General features: G+C 65.4%; 14 protein-coding genes. 7 read left to right on the top strand and 7 right to left on the bottom strand.

Annotated elements, in window-relative coordinates; all coding sequences use genetic code 11:
- Window positions 1-322: 322 nt before the first annotated feature.
- The 6 genes from PHLH3_RS15665 to PHLH3_RS15640 are packed head-to-tail and all read right to left on the bottom strand — an operon-like array spanning window position 323 to window position 7444.
- Window positions 323-1171, bottom strand: coding sequence for an alpha/beta hydrolase (locus PHLH3_RS15665; protein ID WP_213624774.1), 849 nt, complete (start codon window positions 1169-1171; stop codon window positions 323-325).
- Complete coding sequence (locus PHLH3_RS15660) at window positions 1164-2384, bottom strand: LLM class flavin-dependent oxidoreductase (protein ID WP_213624772.1); 1221 nt, start codon at window positions 2382-2384, stop codon at window positions 1164-1166. The genes PHLH3_RS15665 and PHLH3_RS15660 overlap by 8 nt, the downstream gene beginning before the upstream one ends.
- Window positions 2381-4006 (bottom strand): ABC transporter ATP-binding protein, encoded by a 1626-nt coding sequence (locus tag PHLH3_RS15655; protein WP_213624770.1) that lies wholly within the window; start codon window positions 4004-4006, stop codon window positions 2381-2383. The genes PHLH3_RS15660 and PHLH3_RS15655 overlap by 4 nt, the downstream gene beginning before the upstream one ends.
- Window positions 4003-4836: an ABC transporter permease gene (locus PHLH3_RS15650; RefSeq protein WP_213624768.1), complete on the bottom strand. Its 834-nt coding sequence runs from the start codon at window positions 4834-4836 to the stop codon at window positions 4003-4005. The genes PHLH3_RS15655 and PHLH3_RS15650 overlap by 4 nt, the downstream gene beginning before the upstream one ends.
- Window positions 4833-5846, bottom strand: a complete 1014-nt coding sequence (locus PHLH3_RS15645) for an ABC transporter permease (protein WP_213624767.1) — start codon at window positions 5844-5846, stop codon at window positions 4833-4835. The genes PHLH3_RS15650 and PHLH3_RS15645 overlap by 4 nt, the downstream gene beginning before the upstream one ends.
- Entirely contained in the window at window positions 5843-7444 is a 1602-nt protein-coding gene (locus PHLH3_RS15640; protein WP_213624765.1) for an ABC transporter substrate-binding protein, read from the bottom strand. Before PHLH3_RS15640 ends, PHLH3_RS15645 begins: the two co-directional genes overlap by 4 nt.
- Window positions 7445-7689: 245 nt before the next feature.
- Here PHLH3_RS15640 and PHLH3_RS15635 point away from each other — a divergent pair, with 245 nt between their 5' ends.
- Window positions 7690-9066: a tetratricopeptide repeat protein gene (locus PHLH3_RS15635; protein ID WP_213624763.1), complete on the top strand. Its 1377-nt coding sequence runs from the start codon at window positions 7690-7692 to the stop codon at window positions 9064-9066.
- Window positions 9067-9089: 23 nt separating this feature from the next.
- Here the strand turns inward: PHLH3_RS15635 and PHLH3_RS15630 are convergent, their stop codons facing one another.
- A complete protein-coding gene (locus PHLH3_RS15630; protein WP_213624761.1) occupies window positions 9090-10085 on the bottom strand; it encodes a P1 family peptidase in 996 nt (331 codons plus the stop codon).
- Window positions 10086-10436: 351 nt separating this feature from the next.
- Here PHLH3_RS15630 and PHLH3_RS15625 point away from each other — a divergent pair, with 351 nt between their 5' ends.
- From PHLH3_RS15625 to PHLH3_RS15600, 6 genes are all read left to right on the top strand, one after another.
- Entirely contained in the window at window positions 10437-12707 is a 2271-nt protein-coding gene (locus PHLH3_RS15625; protein ID WP_213624759.1) for a TonB-dependent receptor, read from the top strand.
- Between the two features lie 50 nt (window positions 12708-12757).
- Window positions 12758-14335 carry an alkaline phosphatase D family protein gene (locus PHLH3_RS15620; protein ID WP_213624757.1) on the top strand — a complete coding sequence of 526 codons (1578 nt, stop codon included), beginning with the start codon at window positions 12758-12760 and terminating at the stop codon, window positions 14333-14335.
- A gap of 227 nt (window positions 14336-14562) precedes the next feature.
- Window positions 14563-16836, top strand: a complete 2274-nt coding sequence (locus tag PHLH3_RS15615) for a TonB-dependent receptor (RefSeq protein WP_213624755.1) — start codon at window positions 14563-14565, stop codon at window positions 16834-16836.
- Between the two features lie 12 nt (window positions 16837-16848).
- Window positions 16849-18207 carry an LLM class flavin-dependent oxidoreductase gene (locus tag PHLH3_RS15610; protein WP_213624753.1) on the top strand — a complete coding sequence of 453 codons (1359 nt, stop codon included), beginning with the start codon at window positions 16849-16851 and terminating at the stop codon, window positions 18205-18207.
- Window positions 18204-19145, top strand: coding sequence for a 5'/3'-nucleotidase SurE (locus tag PHLH3_RS15605; protein WP_213624751.1), 942 nt, complete (start codon window positions 18204-18206; stop codon window positions 19143-19145). Before PHLH3_RS15610 ends, PHLH3_RS15605 begins: the two co-directional genes overlap by 4 nt.
- A complete protein-coding gene (locus PHLH3_RS15600; RefSeq protein ID WP_213624749.1) occupies window positions 19142-20167 on the top strand; it encodes an LLM class flavin-dependent oxidoreductase in 1026 nt (341 codons plus the stop codon). The genes PHLH3_RS15605 and PHLH3_RS15600 overlap by 4 nt, the downstream gene beginning before the upstream one ends.
- The last annotated feature ends 22 nt before the right edge of the window (window positions 20168-20189 follow it).

The following is a 20189-nucleotide window of genomic DNA, read 5'->3' as shown; positions in this document are numbered from 1 at the left end:
ATGGGTGTGTCGATGTCGGCTCAGGAGTTCGTCACGCAAATCGCGAGAAGAAACTCAGCAGGGAGAACACAGCAGATCGTCGTGAGCGTAACCGAGGCTCGCCACGAAGCAGAAAGGCCGTAGAACCTTGAAATGACGCTTTTTGGTTTTGAAATCTGCGCCCTGGGCGCCTGCTGGGAAAATACGAAATTACCTATAATGTAGATTATGTTAAATCGCATATTTCCAATTCCTTTTCCAATCCCTCTCCCTCCAGCATTTCTCCGAACGCAGGAACGTAGCCCTGGACTTTCCATCCATCCGCCATGCTGGCTGAACGTACTCAAGGTACGGCGATGACTTCTCGCAATAGCGCCAACAGGTGTTCAGTGACCGGTTCTGGTCGTTCAAGCATCAACTGGTGAGCTGCTCCCTCGATGATGGCGAAACCGGAACCTGGCAGCCTGTGGTGCAGTGCACGCCCGCCTTCGGGCGGAGTCAGCCTGTCGTGTTCGCCGGAAAGAATTCGGATCGGGACACTGAGCTGCGCCAGTTGCTCCTCGGGTATCCAGCGGGTCTGACTGAGCAGCGCCTTGAAAACGTGCAGGCGGTTGCGTTCGGTGAGTTTTTCCTCGTATGCGATCAACTCCGGGTCGGTGTCCGGGTGCCAGGCCGCATCGCGGAAGCCTTTGGATAACAAGGGGCGGATCAGCTCCAGCACCCACGCTGGCAGTTTCAGCAGCGGGCTGCTCCCGCGTGGCGATTGCAGCTGGGTGCCGAGTAGCAGCACGCCATGGACGCGATTGAGTTGCTGGCGCTCCTGCAGGCGCACCAGGGCGCTAAGGGTGAGCGCGGTGCCGAAGGAATGAGCGAGCACAACGTTCTGCTCGCTTGCGAAGCGTTCGAAGATCGCCAGCTGATCGGCCACCAGTTCTTCCCAGGCGTAGGCACTGGCTTGTCGGGGCGTTTCGCTGGCGCCATGGCCCAGCAGGTCCCAGGCCACCAGGTTGTAGCGGGCCAGGCGCGGGTCTTGCCAGATGAGTCGCCACTGGTCCTTGTTACCGCCGCCACCATGGGCGAAGAACAGGCTCGGTGCGCCCTTGTCGACGACGCGTCGGGCCAGGTTGAGAAAGCGCCCGGGGCGGACTTCCACGGGCTCGCCCTGGACCACCTTTGTTGTGAAATCAAGCATGAACAGGCTCCTGTTGCCGAGTGGTGCAGCCCTCCAAGCCAAGGTGCTCGCGCAGGGTCTTGCCGGTGTAGTGGCGACGGTACAAGCCGCGACGTTGCAGTTCGGGGATCACTGTATCGACGAAATCGTCCAGGCCACCGGGTAGCCAAGGCGGCATGACGTTGAAACCGTCGGCGGCGAACTGCTGGAACCAGTGTTCCAGGGTGTCGGCGATATCGATTGCAGTACCGACCACCGCCAGATGCCCACGGGACATGGCGATGCGTTGATACAGCTGGCGAATGCTGAGGTTTTCCGCACGTGCCACGGTCACGAGCAGCTGTTGGCGGCTGCGGCCGGACTCGGTCAGTGGAAGTACGGGCAGAGGGCCGTCCAATGGATAGGCCGACAGATCGGTGCCGCCGGCCACATCGGACAGCAGCGACAACCCCACTTGCGGCTGCACCAGGCTTTGCAACAGCCCGTGGTGATCTTCAGCCTCGGCGCGGCTGCGGCCAATGACAGGCAGAATGCCGGGCATGACCTTCAGGCTGTCCGCATGACGACCGTGCTGGGCCAGGCGGCCCTTCACGTCACGGTAGAAGGCACGAGCACCGTCCAGCGTTGGCTGAGCGGTAAACAGGACCTCGGCGTGCCGCGCTGCAAAGACACGACCCGCCTCCGAATCCCCTGCCAGCACCTGCACCGGATAGATGCCCTGGGCTGGCAGGAACCCGGTCACCTGTGCGTGGAAATCCTCAGCCAGGCGATAGCGTTCGGCATGGGAATAGTGCTGCTCACGGCCGAAGTTGAAGGCTTCGCGAGCATTGCTGGATGTCACCAGATTCCAGCCGCAACGGCCGCCGCTTATGGCCTGCAATGAGGCGAAGCTGGCCGCTACATCGGCAGCACGGTTGTACGAGGTGGTCACGGTGGCGATCAGACCGATACGGCGGGTATTGGCCGCCAGAGCAGCGAGCAAGGTCAGGGGTTCGAAATGCTCGGTGCGCGCCATGCGGCTGAGCTCGTCGCTGCTGCCGGGCAGCATGGCCAGGGTGTCGGAGAGGAAGATCGCGTCGAAGCCGCCCTGCTCTGCTTTGCGCGCCAAGGCCAGATAGTGGTCGATACTGGAGCCGCCATCGGCCCTGGCCTGCGGATGACGCCAACCGGCGACATGGTGCCCGGTTGGCATCAGAAAGGCGTTGAGGGCCAGCTGTTGATTGGCCCGGCTCATGGCGCTTCCCCTACGGCGGCGCGTAGCGGCGGTCGCAGCTCGGCGGCACAGGCGCTCAGGAGCGTGCGGGTGTATGGGTGGTTCGGTTGGGTGAGTACCTGAGCGGAGGCGCCCTGCTCCACCACCTGGCCGTGCTGCATCACAAGCAGCCGATCGCTGATCCGCGCCGCCACGCCCAGATCATGGGTGATGAAGATCAGCGCCAGGCCCAGCTCCCGCTGCAAGCCTTCCAGCAGATCGAGCACTTGCGCCTGTACCAGGGCATCGAGTGCCGATACACACTCATCCGCCACCAGTACGCGCGGATGGAGCATCAGGGCCCGGGCGATGGCGATGCGTTGGCGTTGGCCGCCGGAAAAGCTATGTGGATATGCATCGAAAGCGCTGTCCTGCAGGCCGACACGCTCCAGTAATGAGCGGGCACGTTGCTCGGCTTCGGCGCGAGGAATGCCCAGCGCGACCGGCCCTGCGATCAGCGCTGCACCGATGCGACGGCGCGGGTTGAACGAGGCACCGGGGTCCTGGAACACCATCTGGATGTGCGAGCGAATGGCGCGCCAGCCGGCCCCGTCGAGCCCCACCAACTCCTGCCCGTCCAGACGGATGCTGCCGCTATCGGCACGACTCAAACCAAGCAGCGTACGCGCCAGCGTGGACTTGCCCGAGCCAGACTCGCCGACGATACCGAGCGTCTCCCCTCCCCTCAGCTCAAAACTCACCTGCTGCAATGCCGTGATGCCATGACGCCGAAACCCCTGGCGCCGCCAATGCTGTTTCTTCAGGTGACGTACCTGCAACAACGGTGCCTCGCTGCCGATGGGCCGGGGCGCACGGGGCCGCAACATGGCGGCGCCCAACAGGCGACGGGTGTAATCACTGCGCGGCGCGTGCAGTACCTGGGCAACGGCGCCCTGCTCCACCACCCTGCCCGCCTCCATCACCAGTACACGATCGGCCACGCGGCTGACCACGGCAAAGTCATGGGTGATCAGCAGCACGGCCATGCCGCGGTCACGCTGGATTCGTTGCAGCAGCGCCAGGATATGTTCTCGTGTGCCGGCATCCAGCGCCGAGGTGACTTCGTCGGCTACCAGCAGGCGCGGTTCGCTGGCCAGGGCGATGGCAATCGCAACGCGTTGACGCTGCCCACCGGAGAGCTGGAATGGATAGGCAGAGCGCAGGCGCTGCGGGTCGGGCAAGCCGACATAGGCCAGCAGGTCCGTCACCCGTGCTCGGCGCTCATGGCGCGTCAACGTTGTGTGCAGCAACAGGGATTCCTCGATCTGCACGCCAATCCGTTGTACCGGATTCAGGGCCAGCAGCGGTTCCTGAGAAACCAGGGAAATGGCCGAGCCTCGGATGGCCGTCATGGCTCGCTCATCCAGGTGCAACAGTTCCTGCCCGGCAAACGCCAGACTGCCGCTGGTGATCGTCAATTCCGGAGCCAGCAAACGCAGAATCGCCGCACCCAGGGTCGATTTGCCCGAGCCGGACTCACCAACCACGCACAGCAATTCGCCGGCATCGAGTCGCAGGTCCAGGTCGGTAAAGGCATGAGTGCGTGACGCGCCGGCCGGCAAGCGTACCGACAGGCCGCGAATATCCAACAGTGACCCACTCATGCAGACACCTGCTCACGCACATCGAACGCCAGCCGCAAGCCCTCGCCCACGCGATGCGCGGCCAGGACGGTGGCGAGAATCGCGAGGCCCGGCCACAGGCTGAGCCACCATGCCTGCCGTGCCAGGTTGCGCGCCGAGTCGATCATGGCCCCCCAACTCATGGCTTCCGGATCACCCAGCCCGAGGAAGGACAGAGCCGACTCACCCAGAATCGCCGCCGCCATCACCAGCCCTACCAGCGACAGCACCGGTGGCAACGCGTTGGGCAGGATTTCCACGAAAACGATCGCCAGCGGAGACACGCCTGACGTGCGTGCCGCTAGCACGAAATCCAGTTGGCGCAGCCGCAGAAACTCGCTGCGCACGATACGCGCCACCGGTGGCCAGGCCGTGAGGGTTATCGCCAGCACCAGGGAGAACGGCGAAGGCTCGAGAATTGCCACCAGGATCACTGCCAGAAACAGACCGGGGATCACTTGGAAGACATCGGTCAGGCGCATCAGCACCGCATCAACCCAGCGGCCGGAATAGCCCGCGATGGCGCCCACTGCAATGCCCAGCAACAGGGTTGCCACGGTGGTCGACAGGCCGATGCTCAACGAAATCCGAGCGCCGAACACCAGGCCCGCCAGCGGATCGCGCCCAAGCATGTCGGTGCCGAGCAGCCACTGCGCATGGGTAAACGGTGGCTGCAACGGTGGCGCCACCATGGCCCAGGGAGTGGCCGGGTACAGCCAGGGTGCGGCAAGCGCCAGGGCACCGAGCAGCAGTAGAAAGCCGGCGCTCGACACGGCGCCCGGCTGCCGGAGAAAACGTCGCAGAACGCTCATGACGTCCCTCCGCTCGCAGCAACGCGCGGATCGAACAGATAGCAGGCCAATTCGCTGACAAGATTGCCCAGCAGCACGAGGAGCGAAATCACCAGGAACACCCCCAGCAGCAATGGATAGTCACGGGCTTCGAGTGACTCATACAGAAGCCGGCCGATTCCTGGCCAGGCATACACCACCTCCACCAGCAGGCTGGCGCTGGCCAGTTGGCCCAGTTGCAGGCCTGCGTAGGTAGTGACGGGCAGCATGGCGTTGCGCAGCACATGGCGCAGCAATACCCGGCGCTCGGAGGCGCCCTTGGCGCGCGCGGTGCGTACATGGTCCTGGTTGAACACCTCCAGCATGGCGCCTCGGGTGAGCTGTACGTAGACGGCGAGAAAGATGCAGGTCATCGACGCCAGCGGCAGCAAGAGATGCTGTGCCACGTCCATGCCTCTTGCCCACCCGCGCAAGCCGGCGCCAACGCTTTCCATGCCAAAGGCCGGTAATACCCCGAGGGCCACCGAAAACACGATCACCAGCAGCAAGGCCAGCCAGAACGCCGGGGTTGCATACAGAAGCAGCACCACTGCGCCGATCACCCGGTCCAGCTTGCCGCCGCGCCGCTGGCTGCGCGCGGCTAGCACTCCCAGGCCGATGCCGAGGGTGGTGGATGCAATGAACGCAGAAAGCAGCAACAGCAACGTGGCTGGCAGACGTTCGGCAATCAGCGGCCAGACGGCCGCCTGGTTGCGATGGGAGAAGCCCAGATCACCCTGAAGAACCTTCCTCAGATAGGCGAGCAACTGTGCCAGTACCGGCTGGTCCAGACCCATTTCCTGACGCAGCCGTTGGACATAGGCCGGGTCGTCGAGGCCGGCCGCGCTGGCCATGGTCAATGCCGGGTCGCCGGGGGCCAGGCGCAGCAGCAGGAAGGTCCCGATCAGCACCACGGCGATCACCAGCACCACCCGGCCAAGGCGCAGCGCCAGGAAGCCCAGCCCTTGTGTAATGAATCCCCCTGCACTCATTGGCCGGCTTGCTCCAGGTACACCTCATCCAGGCTGTCGTTGAGGCTGGTGGCGGTGCGCAGCAGGTTTTTCACGCTGCCGTGATACAGGGTCGGGAAGCGCATTTCAAAGATCGGCAGGATCGGCAGGTCACGATTGAGCAGGGCTTCCAGCCGGTGGTAAGTGGCCTGGTGCGCGACGGCATCCGGCGCATCCGTGGCTTCGCGCCACAGTGCGTCGGCCTCTGGATTGGAATAGCCGACCACGTTGTTGAACGGCGACCCCTTGGCGATGTTGTCGGTGCGGTAGAAATACGAAGTGGACAGGTACGGGTCGCCAACCTGGAAACTGAAGTTGTAGGTGAGGTCGAAGTCCCAATCGCTCACACGCTGGTACCAGGTTGCCGAATCGGATGTCAGCACCTGCACCTTGATGCCCAGCGGCTGCAAAGCCTGGCGGGTGTACTCGGCCAGACGCTCCCAGGCGCCGCCCTTCTCGCCGTTGAGCAGACGCAGGCGCACCTTGCTCACGTCCACGCCTGATTCCTTGATCAACTGCAGCGCCCTGGCCGGGTTATAGCTGTGCTGCTCCAGTTGCGGGTCGTGCTCGGGGCTGCCGATCGGAAAGATGCCTTCGGCCGGTTTGCCGGTGCCGAAGAAGATGTTGTCGACGATAAAGCGGCGGTCGAGGCTGAGCAGGATCGCTTCACGTACCCGGGCATCGTCCAGCGGCGCCTTGCGGGTGTTGATCTGCAGGAACGCCTGGCCCCGGAACAGCTCCCACCCCGCTTCGCTGCGGGTGACGCCGGGCAATGCGGCCAGGCGCGCCAGGTCGGCGTAGTCGGCATCGCCACTGCGCAGCGAATGGATGTCGCCACGCTCGAAGGCGGCCGCGCGGGAAGCGGCGTCGGGAATGACATGGAAAACGACCGCGTCGAGGTATGGCAGGTCTTTTTTCCAGTAGTTCGGGTTGCGCTCCAACCGGATGTAGGCGCCGCGCTTCCACTCCTTGAACACGAACGGCCCGGTGCCGACGGGTTGCAGGTTGGCCGGGTTGGCACGGTAGTCCCCCTTGCCCTCATACACGTGCCGGGCCACCACCGGCCGCAGACCGCTGCCCAACAGGTCGAGCAACGGCGCGAAGGGCTTCTTCAGCTGGATCCGCACGTGGCGGGCATCGAGCGCTTCGATGGACTGGAAATACTCCGCGTACAGGCTCTTTTGCCGCGGGTCCACGGCCGGGTAGAAGGTCGTGAAACTGAATACGACGTCATCGGCGGTAAAGGGCTCGCCATCGTGCCAGGTGACACCATCCTGCAAGGTGAAGGTCCATGTCAGGCGGTCAGCGGAACTGCTCCACTCGCGTGCCAATACCGGGATCGGCTTGAGCTCGTGATCAAAGCTCAACAGGCTCTGCAGCACCTTGCCGCTGACGTACTGGGTGGACACGTGCGACACCAGCGCATGCACCAGGCTCGGCGGCTCCGGCTGCGCCACCAGGCCCAGCGTGCCGCCGTGTACCGGGGCGGCATGAACCGTAGGCAGCCAGGCCACCAGCAAGGCCGCGGCTACCAGAGCGCTGAAGGTGCTGCGAAGGAAGGCAGAAGTGCGGTACTGCATGGCGCGTCTCATCATCGGCCGTAGGGATAGCAGCCAGGGAGCAAGGCCCATGCCAGCGCTCCAAGCCCCGCGATACCAGGCCTTGCGGGCCTTCTCCGGCATGCCGCTGTTGCTTATCCAACAGCCCGTTGCGCAGAGTGCGTGGAAAGCAGCAGGCCTTCGCCGGCGGCATCAGCAATCACGGGCAGCAGGCGCTGGCACGCGCTTTGCGATGACGGCAGTGAACGTTCTTTTGGAGTGCCACCATGCCCCAGGATTACCTAGGCAACCCGCTGTCCACCACAGAAGCCGCTACCCGTGCCGCCATCGACGACTTCATCGGCGGCCTGCTTACCTACGAGCCCCGCGCAGAAGGCATCCTGGCTGCCGCCGATGCCGCGCCCAACGACCTGCCGGCCAACGTGTACGCCGGCTTTCTGGCGATGTTCATCGAGTCATCCGAGGCTGCTCCGCTGGCCCGGCACTACTGGCAGCATGCCTACGACCTGCTGAACTCCGGCACCCCATGGCGCGAACGCACCCTCCTCGACCTGCTGCGCGCCTGGGTCGATGACGCCATCCCGGAGGCCCTCGCCCTGGCGGACCAGTTGCTGGATGCCCACCCCCGCGACCTGTTCGCCCTCAAGCTCAGCCAGTACCTGCGCTTCAACCAGGGCGACTCCCCCGGCATGCTGCGCGTGGCCCTCAAGGTGCTGCCGTACGCCAGTGAAGTCCCGCAAGTCCACGGCATGCTCGCCTTCGCCTACGAGCAATGCCACCTGCTGGCAGAGGCCGAGGCCGCAGCCCGCCAGGCACTCGCCCTGCAACCCGACGAGCCCTGGGCGCAGCACGCCCTCGCCCACGTATTGCTGACCGAGGGTCGCATCTCCGAAGGCACCGCCTTCCTGGAGGCAGTGAAAGACGGCTGGACCGGCCTCAATTCCTTCATGTACACCCACAACTGGTGGCACCTGGCACTGTTCCACCTGGCCCAGGGGCGGGAACAAAAGGTGTTGGGCATCTATGACGAGCACGTCTGGGGCGTGCTCCCCGAATACTCCCAGGACCAGATCGGCGCTGTGTCACTGCTCGCCCGGCTGGAGCTTGCCGGCGTCGACGTTGGCGATCGCTGGCAGGCCCTCGCCGAGTACCTCGGGGCACGTAGCGATGACACCGTGCAACCGTTTCTCTCCCTGCAGTACCTCTATGGCCTGGGGCGCGCCGGCCGCCCGGAAGCCAGACAACTGCTCAACGCCTTGCAACTGCGCAGCGAACAGGCCCCAGAGCACAGCCGAGCCGTCTGGCGCGAAGTCACCTGGCCTGCCGCCGAAGGCCTCTACGCCCATGCCACGGGCGACCACGACAAAGCCACGAAACGCCTTGATCAGGTCCTACCACGCCTCGTCGAAGCCGGTGGCAGCCACGCCCAACGCGACCTGTTCACCCTGATCGCCCAGGACGCCCACGTACGTGCGGGCCATTGGATCACCGCCCAGCAATTGCTGGAACAACGCCGCCGCCACTACGGCGACGATGTGCCGACCAACCGCACCCTGGCCCGGGTGTATGGGGAGCTCGGGCTGCCGGAGCAGGCACGACAGGCGCACGAGCGGGTCAGGGAGGCGTTGGCTGGATGCCGCTAGGTCGCGCAAGGCCATTGCATGGCTCAGTGCTTGCCGGCGATATGTACGCCCCGGGCAATCGCTCGCGCCAGGCAATCCGCCGCCGCCGCCCCCAGCAGTGACAGCGTCACCGGCCGCCTGGCCCCATCCTCCAGTGGCCGCTCACCGCTGGCCAGGGCGAACACGGTGTCGCCGTCGAACGGCAGATGCGCCGGGCGGATGGCACGGGCGATACCGTCCTGGGCCATGATCGCCAGGCGTTTGCATTCAGCGGTGCTGAGTGCGGCATTGCAGGCGACTACTGCCAGGGTGGTGTTGGCTCCAGCTTGCAGGCGCCCCAGGGTTTCCAGGCGTGAGAGGTCGGGGATCGGGTCATGGTGAGTCACTTCCGGAGACGGGCGCTGGCCACCGAACTCATGGTCGATTTCCCATGGCCACGCCCAAAAGGTCTTGCCGTCGTCCATGTACACACTGCCCACCGGGTTGACGGCTACCAGCGCGCCCACCACCAGGCCGTTGCCGAGATCCAGTGAAGCCGAGCCCAGCCCGCCCGGCCGAGTCCCCGCCAGAGCGCCCCGCCCTGCCCCCACCGCGCCCAGTTCGAAGTCCTCGCTGGCAGCCGCCAACGCCTCGATGCCCCATTGCCTGTAAGGCGGCTGCAACCCCCAGTCCTTGTCACCATGATTGGCCAGGTCGTGCAACACCGCAGCAGGTACCACCGGAATCGCCGGTGTCCAGGGTTGCACGCGCACGCCGACGTTTTGCCGGGATAGCGCCGCCGCTACGCCATCAGCGGTGGCCAGGCCGAACACCGAGCCGCCGCTCAGCACCAGGGCATGCAACTCGCCGATCATGTTTTCCGGCTCCAACGCTGCAATTTCACGTCCACCGGGACCACCGCCCCTGACATCCACTCCGGCGCGCCAGGCGCCGTCGGGGCGCAACACCGTCACACCACTGCGCACACGCTCGTCCGTATGGTGGCCCACCGTGAGGCCGGGGATGTCAGTGATCAGGTTGCGGGGACCGGGACGATACATGCAGGGCACTCCAAGGGTAGGCGAACGGAGCCTTGCGCAAAGCCAGATGCATGCCAAGCGCCGAGGCCAGCGTGAGCATCGGGCAGGACCACGCCAAGCACCCCCGCGAACCTGCTGCTAAGCCAGCACCCTGCCATCGCCCTGATGGAAAACAGGCACAGTCATCCCAGCGCAACATCTCTGTCATACCAGGGAAAACCTGTTGCACACCAAGGGCCTCCGGCCGATTCCGCCGTTCTGGCACACCCCGTGCTCCAGGGCCTCGCACCGGACTCTTCAAAGAGCGGACTCCCCTATGACAAAGCACGCGGCCAGCCCCGCGATGCACGACGCCAACACAAGGAATCTGCAATGCCTCCACACCCCATCCCAGCGACTGTTCATCCCGCCGGCAGCCGCCTGCTGGCCCTGACCGGTGCCGTGCTCCTGTCGCTGCAGGCGCCCGACGCACTGGCACAGGACAGCAGCGAAGAAACCACCCTGCCCAAACTCACGGTGACCGCACAGAAGCGCAAGGAACAGGCGCAGGACGTCGCCGTGGCGCTTACCCCGCTGAGCGGCAAGGACCTGGAAGAACGCGGCATCGACAACATCAAGCAGCTGCAATACACCACGCCCAACCTGGAGATCGACCCGGTCTACGGCAGCGACCAGACCCAGTTCCGCATTCGCGGCGTCGGGCTGCGTGACTACGCCACCAACAACTCCTCCACCGTCGGCGTGTATGTGGACGAGGTGGCCTACCCCTTCCCGGTGCAGACCCAGGGCCTGCTCTTCGACCTGGAGCGGGTGGAAGTACTGCGTGGCCCCCAGGGCACCCTGTACGGACGCAACAGCACGGGCGGTGCAGTGAACTTCATCACCCGGAAACCGACGGCCGAGCCGGAAGCCGAGATCAAGGCCGGCTATGGCTCCAACGACTACAAGACCCTGGAAGGCTTCGTCTCCGGGCCGTTGACCGATGACCTGCGAGGACGCTTGTCCTTCGCCGGCAAGGACGGCGGCGCCTGGCAGAAGAACCGCGACACCGGGCAGAAGCTCGGCGATCAGGACATACAGGCCTTCCGTGGGCAACTGCAATGGGACGCCAACGATGCCCTGCGCCTGAGCCTGTCCGCCCACCATGGTCGCGACCAGTCCGACAGCCGAGGCGCGCGCCTGTACCAGGGCCTGGTGCCGCGCAACATCGCCGGCCAGACCAGTTACGCAACCATTCCACCGGACAGCCGCCATGACCTTACCGGCTGGGGCCTGAAGCCGGCCTTCGCTCAGGCCACCGGGCTGAAGGCAGGCGACAAGCCGGGACGTGACAACACCAACCAGGGCCTGTCGCTGACGGCCGAATACAGCCTCGACGAGCACCTGACCCTGACCAGCATCAGCGCCTACAACCAGCTGCGCCGCCAGGAATACATCGACTGGGACGGTTCGAGAATTGCCCAGTCCGACGAGTTCTTCGATACCGATATCAAGGTGTTCTCCCAGGAACTGCGGCTGGCCTCCGAAGGCGACGGCCCGCTCGATTGGGTGGTGGGGGGCTACTACGCCAGGGAAAAGCTCGATGAGCAGTTCTACTCCGACTTCACCGAGTACCGGGGCCTGGGCAATATCTACCTCACCGAATACAACCAGAAGGCCGAGACCTACAGCCTGTTCGGCCAGGGCCGCTATGCCCTGGCCGATGACTGGACCCTGGTGTTCGGCCTGCGTCAGGAGCATGAGGAGCGCAGCCTCAACGACTATGTCACGGGCTACCTGAATGCCCGGACTTCACCCCTGGATGAACAGCTGAACACCAACGAAACCTCGGCCAGGCTTGCCCTTGAATGGCGCCCTGCAGCCGGGCACCTGATCTACGCCAGCATCAGCCGCGGCGTGAAGTCCGGTGGTTTCACCACCTACAACACCAACGCGCTGCAGGCCGCCAGCCTGATCGAACCGTTCAAGCCGGAAAAACTGCTGGCCTACGAGATCGGCTTCAAGAGCGACCTGACCCAGGCCCTGCGTCTCAATGGCGCGGTGTTCTACTACGACTACCGCGACCAGCAGTACCAGTCGCAGATGTGGATCAGCCAGGCCGTGGGCAACGTCGGCAAGCTGGTGAACATTCCCCGCTCGGAAATCTGGGGGGCCGAGCTCGAACTGCAATGGCAACCGCTGTCCGGACTGACCATCAGCCAGTACGCCGGCTACAAGGAAGGCCGCTACAAGGACTACGAGGGACTGGACGCGGCCGCCACCGTCGCCAATGGCTATGCCTTCCCGGTGTACAACGACTTCTCCGGCGACAAGCTGACCAACTTCCCCGAGACCAGCTACGGCGGCGCCTTGCGCTACAGCCGGCCCATCGGGCCCTTGTTGTGGACGGCGAACTTCGACTACGCCTACCACGACACCCTGGTCAACAGCGACCCGCTGCGCAGCACCAACCACTACTGGCTGGCCAATGCCCGCCTGGCCGCCGCGCCCCTGGGGGAGAACTGGGAAGTGGCGCTGTACGCCCATAACCTGTTCGACCGCAAATACGACCTGTACAAGGGCTCGTTCCTCTCCAACGCACAGATCGCCACCTCGGGCGACCCGCGCACCATCGGCCTGGAAGCGACCTACCGGTTCTTCTGACCCCACCTCGCCGCAGCCGCCCTGGCTGCGGCGCTCAATGGATATCCGCGATGAATGCCTCTTCCATTGGCCGCCGCCAGGCCTTGCGCCTGTTGGCCGGTGTGGCGGCCGCACCCTGGCTGCTGCGCCACGGTCGCGCCCTGGCAGGGCTCGACACCCCCTTCACTCTCGGCGTCGCCAGCGGCGACCCGGCACCCGACGGCTTCGTGATCTGGACACGCCTGGCCCGACTGCCCTTCTACCCCGGCAACGAGCTGAGCCTGCCCGAACGCATCCCCCTGAGTTGGGAAGTGGCCACGGACCAGGCCTTCCGTCGCGTGGTGCAACGGGGCCAGACCACGGCCCTGCGCCTGCGTGGGCATGCCGTGCATGTGGAACTGCACGGGCTGCAACCCGGGAGTGAATACTGGTACCGCTTCATCGGCCTGGGCGAAATCAGCCAGACGGGACGGGGGTTGACCCTGCCCGCCCCCGGTACCGCCCCCAAGAGCCTGCACCTGGCCGTGGCCTCATGCGCGCACTGGGAGCGTGGCTATTTCAGCGCCTACCGGCACATGGCCGAGGAGCGACCGGACCTGACGCTGTTTCTCGGCGATTACATCTACGAGTACAGCCTGCCTGCCGGCACACCGGACCTGGTGCGCCCCTACGGCGCGCCGGAGGCCACGGACCTGGCCGGCTATCGCTACCGTTATGCCCTGCACCACAGCGACACCGACCTGCAGGCGCTGCATGCCGCTGCGCCCTGCCTGGCGACCTGGGATGACCATGAGGTGCAGGACGACTACTCCGGCGCGACATCCAAGCTGCCCGGTGTCGACCCCGCCGCCTTCCACCGCCGGCGCGCGGCCGCCTACCAGGCGTTTCTGGAAAACCTCCCGGTGCGCCGCCTACCCATCGGAACCAATGGGCTGCCGCAAATCTATCGCCAGTTCCGCTACGGCGACCTGGCCAGTCTGCCGCTGCTGGATGGTCGTCAATACCGCTCCCGGCAGCCTTGCTACGCCGCCCCCGACTACGGCAAGGGGCACCTGGCAAAGGCCAACTGCCCGGACCTGGCCGACCCGCAGCGCACCTTGCTGGGTTTTCAACAGGAACAGTGGCTGGACCGGCAACTGCGCCAGAGCACGGCCCGCTGGAACCTGCTGGCCCAGGACCTGCTGGTGGCGCCGTTGCGCATTCCCGGGCCCGGCCATGCCGAGGATCGCTACTGGACCGACAACTGGGATGGCTTTCAGGCAGGCCGTTCGCGCCTGCTGAAAACCCTGCATGAGAGCCGTGCTGCCAACCCGGTGATTCTCAGCGGCGACTACCACTCGTTCTGGGCCAACCATCTGCACCTGGAGCCGGAAAACCCCGATTCGCCCCTGGTGGCCGCCGAGTTCGTCGGCACCTCCATCACCTCCAACGGGCCCAGTTACCAGGCCGTACAAGCCGTATTGCCGGACAACCCGCCGATCCGCTTCTACGACAGCCGCTCGCGCGGCTACCTGTCCCTGCACCTGCAACCAGGGGAGTTGCGGGTGCGCATGCAGGCCATCTCCGACCGTGCCGACCCGAATGCCCGCCTCAGCACGCTCAAGCGCTTCACCCTGGAAAACGGCAGCGCCACGCTGCACGAGACCTAGCCGAGTTGGGCGCTTGCAGGGAGCGGCGGCCCTGCGCGCTTCCCAGCACTCTGTCCGGCACGCTGTACGAAAATCAGCAGCCAACACCCAGTGATCACTAAATATCCTTTTAAAACAAAGAGTTGGATGAGTGGCACAGCCCTTGCTGAAGCAGCCTCAGAACCCAGCTACGCCACACGAGGACGCGCCGGGGAGCTGACGACACAGTTCACCCACAGGAGCCATTCATGTCATCCAACACCCAACCTACCCCGCTCAGCCCGTTGGCATTGGCCATCGTGCTGGCCAGCGCGGGGTTGCTCGCAACGCCGGTACAGGCGGCCGAGCCCACAGCAGGCAGCAACAGCGAAGAAACCCAGGTCCAGGCCGACGGCACCGCCCTGCCCAAGGTGGTGGTCACCGCCCAGCGTCGCCAGGAGGCGGTGCAGGATATCGGTGCCGCCATCTCGGTGATCGAGGGCGACAGCCTCAAGGAAAAAGGCGTCTCCACGGTCAATGACCTGCAGCGCGTCACCCCCAGCCTCGAAGTGGAGCCGGCCTTCGGCAGCGGCCAGCCGCAGTTCCGCCTGCGTGGCATCGGTTTCATCGACTACACCTCGAACAACTCCTCCAGCGTCGGCGTGAACGTCGATGACGTGGCCTTCTCCCTGCCGGTCCAGACCCAGGGCGTACTCTTCGACATCGACCGCGTGGAGGTCCTGCGCGGCCCCCAGGGCACCCTGTACGGGCGCAACACCACCGGCGGTACGGTGAACTTCATCACCCGCCGCCCGACCCGCTCGTTCGAGGCCGGCATCACCGCCGACTACGGCTCCTACGATGCCTGGACCACCGAGGGCTATGTCTCCGGGCCGCTGACCGACACCTTGCGCGGGCGCTTGTCGTTCATCACCGACCAGGGCGGGGCCTGGCAGACCAACCGCGATACCGGCGAGTCGCTGGGCGATCGCGACAAACTCGCGGTGCGCGGCCAACTGGCCTGGGATGCCACCGACGACCTGGACTTCCGCCTGAGCCTGCAGCACGCCTACGACAAGTCCGAGAGCCGTGGCCTGTACCTGTTCCAGGACTACACCTCGGCCAGGACCGGCACCATTCGCGACCGCAACACCCATCACACCGGCTGGAGCCTGCGCCCGGAATTCGCCGAAGCGGCCGATATTTCCGGTGGCAGCAAGCCCCATGTCGACAACACCAACGACAACATCAGCCTGACCGCCAACTGGCACGTCGGCGGCCTGCTGCTGACCAGCGTCACCGGCTACAACGAACTGCGCCGCCGTGAGCTGGGGGACTGGGATGCCACGGTCAATGCCGACTCGGACGAGTACTTCGATGACCGCGTCAACAGCGTCACCCAGGAACTGCGCCTGGGTTCGGATGGCAAGCAGCAGTTGAACTGGGTGACCGGGGTGTTCCTTTCCCAGGACCGCCTGAACGAAAAATTCAACTCCGACTTCACCGACCGCCTGGGCTTTTCAACCCTGACGAGCTACGTGCAGAAAGTGCAGACCCAGGGCCTGTTCGGCCAGGTCGACTACGCCTTCACCGATCAGCTCAAGGGCATCATCGGCCTGCGCCAGGAGCATGAGAAACGCGACCTGGAGGACTACTACTCGGGCTTCCTCAACGGCACCCTGTTCCCCGGCACCACCGCCTTCCCGGACCACACCTCGTTCTCCAACACCGGCACCTCGGGCAAGGTCGGCCTGGAGTACCAGCTCACCCCCAGCCACCTGCTCTATGCGAGCTACAGCCGTGGCTACAAGTCCGGCGGCTACACCGCACACAACAGCGGCAACCAACTGGCGATCGCACCGTTCGATCCGGAGTCGGTCAACGCCTTCGAGGTGGGCTTCAAGAGCGATATCACCGACCGGCTGCGTCTGAACGGTGCGCTGTTCTACTACGGCTACCACGACCAGCAGGTGCTGGGCCTGAGCTACAGCCAGCAGAGCAACTCGCTGGTGGGCGCCTTCGTCAACGCACCGCGTTCACGCATCACCGGTGGCGAACTGGAGCTGCTGTGGCATCCGCTGCAAGGCTTCGAAGTCCAGCAATACCTGGGCTACAAGGAAGGCAAATACACCGACGACTTCAATGCCGTGAACGGCGCCGCCACCCTCGCCGCCGGCGGTGAACGCTACACCAACTACAAGGGTGAAGCGCTGAGCTTCCCCAAACTCAGCTACGGCGGCTCGTTCGCCTACACCTGGCCGGTGGACCAGTTCGAGATCCGCGCGGAAACCAACTACAGCTACCGCGACGAATACAAGCAGGAAATCCTTCTCGGCAAGGACTACACCGTCGACCCCTACTGGCTGGTCAACGCCAGCGTCACCCTGTCGCCGCGCAACGGCAAATGGAGCGCCGGAGTGTGGGCGCGCAACCTGCTGGACGAAGAGTACGACGTGACCCGCAACTTCTTCCTGCCGGGCACCAGCGTGGCCCAGGCCGGCGACCCGCGCAGCGTCGGCGTGCGCGCTTCGTACAGCTACTGAGGGGACAGTCCGATGAGCGACCCGAACGCACGGCTACCACGCACCGACCAGCTGCACCTGAACGTCTTTCTCGCCAACAGCGGCCACCACGTGGCTGCCTGGCGCCACCCCCTGGCCCAGGCCGATGCCAGCCAGGATTTCGAGCACTTCAAGCGCATCGCCCAACTGGCCGAACGGGGCAGGTTCGATGCCCTGTTCATCGCCGATGTGGTGGCGCTCTGGGGGCATCATCTCGACGCCCTGAGCCGTACCGCCCGTGCGGAACACTTCGAGCCACTGACCCTGCTCTCGGCACTGGCGGCAGTCACCGAGCGCATCGGCCTGATCGCCACCGCCACCACCACCTACAACGAGCCGTACCACATCGCCCGCAAGTTCGCCTCGCTGGACCACATATCCAAGGGCCGGGCCGCGTGGAATCTGGTGACCTCGGTGGTATCCGACGAAGCCTGGAACTTCGGTCGCGAAAGCCATGTGGACCACGCCGACCGCTACCAGCGTGCGGAAGAGTTCCACGACGTGGTCAAGGGTCTGTGGGACAGCTGGGACGACGATGCCTTCGTGCGTGACAAGGACAGCGGCCTGTATTTCGACCCGGCCAAGCTGCACGTGCTGAACCACAAGGGCGCGCACTTCTCCGTGCGCGGGCCGTTGAACGTGGCCCGCCCGCCGCAGGGGCACCCGGTACTGGTCCAGGCCGGTGCTTCGGCTGCCGGAAGGGCCCTGGCAGCGCGGGTGGCGGAGGCGATTTTCGTCGCCCCGCATGACATCGAGGCCGGGCAGGCCTTCTACCGCGAAATCAAGGAACTGGCGGCCACCTTCGGCCGTGGTCCGGATGAGATCAAGATCCTCCCGGGCATCACCCCGTTCGTGGGCAACACCCGCGAGGAGGCGCAGGCACAGTTCGACGAGCTGCAGGCGCTGATCGACCCGGTGGTGGGCCTGCGTCTGCTGGCCGACACCCTGGGGGACGAGATCGACCTGTCGGACCACGACATCGACGGCCCGCTGCCGGACACCCCGGTGGGCCAGCGCGGTAGCCGTCGCGACCAGGTGATCGCCCTCGCCCGCCGCGAGAATCTGAGCATCCGCCAGCTCTACCTGCGCCTGGCCGGCGGCAATCCTGCCATCGGCACCGCCAGCGACATCGCCGACATCTTCGAGCGCTGGCTCCAGGCCCGCGCCTGCGATGGCTTCAACGTATTTTTCCCGGTGTTCCCCACGGGGCTGGAAGTCTTCGTCGAGCAGGTGATTCCCGAGCTGCAGCGCCGTGGCCTGTTCCGCACCGAGTACCAGGGCCGCACGTTGCGTGAGCACCTGGGCCTGAAACGACCGGTCAACCGGCTGAGTACGCAGGGGGTCAGCGCATGAAGCCCTGGACCTGGGTGTCGTTGTCGCTCGCCCTGGCCGCCGCCCCGGCCAGCGCCCTGGACATCCTGTTGAGCAATGACGATGGCTACGACCACCCGAACATCCGCGCCCTCTACCAGACCCTCAAGGACCAGGGGCACCGTGTGAAGATTGCCGCGCCCTACAGTGAGCAGAGCGCCCGCGGCGGTGCGTTCTTCTATGGCCGCGAGGTAAAGATCGGCCAGGACAGGGACCCGGCCTACCCCGACAGCTACTACCTGACCACCACTGAACAGGGCCGCTGTGAGAGCCAGGCCTGTGCCGGCCAGGACGTGACCGTCGAGATCAGCGGCACGCCGGTGATGGCCGTGCTGCTGGGCCTGGAAAAGGTGCTGCCGGGTCCCGACCTGGTCATCGTCGGGCCCAACCCTGGCAACAACCTCGGCGCCCTGAACAACATCTCCGGTACCTTCAATGCCGCTGCCACCGCCTTGCAGCGCGGCGTGCCGAGCATTGCCGTCAGCACGGACCTGAAAGAGGCCGACAGTGGCCGCGTGGCGGCGATTGTGGGGCGGTTGGTGAGCACGCTGGAGCGTCATCGGCAGCCCGATGGCGCGCTGTTGCCCAAAGGGGTGGGGCTGAACGTCAACCTGCCGCCCACCGGGGCGATCCAGGGCATTCGCCTTACCCGCATCGGCAGCCAGGTGCCCTTCCAGGTGGCGTACACCGACGACCTCGGACCGCTGTTCAAGGCCCAGGCTGGCAAGCCTGGCATCAGTTTCGCCGCCGTTCCGGCGGCCGGCCCCGGGCAGCAAGAGGACGAAGCGGTGTGGCTGGCCAAGGGATTCCTCACCATCAGTCCATTCAATGGCCTGCCCGGCGAAGCGCCGACACCGGCCAGCCTGAAAGCACTGACGGCCCTTCAATTGACCCGCGACAGCAAGGGGACGCAGCCATGAGCCGGCGCAGTTTTTCCTTAGGTTTTCTCAATCGGGTCTACAGCCCGCTCTACGATCGCCAGGTGTACCAGAACGCCCTGGAGCTGTTCCGCGTCGCCGAGGCGCTGGGGTTCGACAGCGGTTGGGTGGCCCAGCACCACCTGGGCTGCGAAACAGGCCGCCTGCCCTCACCGCTGCCCCTGCTGGCAGCGGCCGCACAACGCACATCGCGGATCAGGCTTGGCACCGGCATCGTGGTGCTGCCCCATGAGCCGGCACTGCGCCTGGCCGAGGATGCCGCCACCCTGGACCTGCTCGCCGATGGGCGCCTGCAACTGGGGCTGGGGGCAGGGTTCGACCCGGACAGCTTCAGTGCCTTCGGCCAGCCCATCGGCGAGCGCCATGAACTGTACGACGACCGTCTGCAGCAGTTGCAGAACTACCTGGCCGGCGCCGTTCTCAACGACCAGGGGCAGGCGCTCAATCCACCGGCAGCGGGCCTCGGCGCACGGCTCTGGGAAGCCACTTCGCGGGTGGAACAGGTGGCCGAGCGCGGCAACGGCCTGATCGTCGCCCCCAACCCGCACCAGCCCTCCTCCGGCAGTGTCGAGTTGATCCATCGCTACCGCGACGCCTGGCTACTGGGCCATGGCACGCGGCCGCGGGTGGCCCTGGTGCGTGCGATCTTTCCCGGCGTCGATGCCAGTGATCCGGACTCCAGCCTGCGCCAGGACATCAGCCGCTACCTCCAGCGCCAACGCAGCATCGGCGTCTATCCCGGCGATGACGGCCTGAGCTTTGCCGAAGAACTCAATCGCCTCGGCGTGCTCTACGGCGACAGCGAGGGCATCGTCCGCCGCCTGGCCCAGGGCGCCCGGTTGCAGCCCGACGATCACCTGGTGGTGCAGGTACAGACCAGCTCCACCGGCCTGGACGAAGCCATCCACCACCTCGAGCGCATTGCCAGCGAGATTGCGCCGGCATTGGGCTGGCAGCCACATGGCACCGCAAGCGCCCCCCAACCCACCACCGCCACCGCCTAGGCCGGACCACGAACGGTCACCG

This window comes from Pseudomonas sp. Pc102, assembly GCF_018408275.1.
GTDB lineage: Bacteria > Pseudomonadota > Gammaproteobacteria > Pseudomonadales > Pseudomonadaceae > Metapseudomonas > Metapseudomonas tohonis.
Note: the sequence above shows the minus strand (reverse complement) of the source record. Positions and strands in the feature narration are given on the sequence as shown.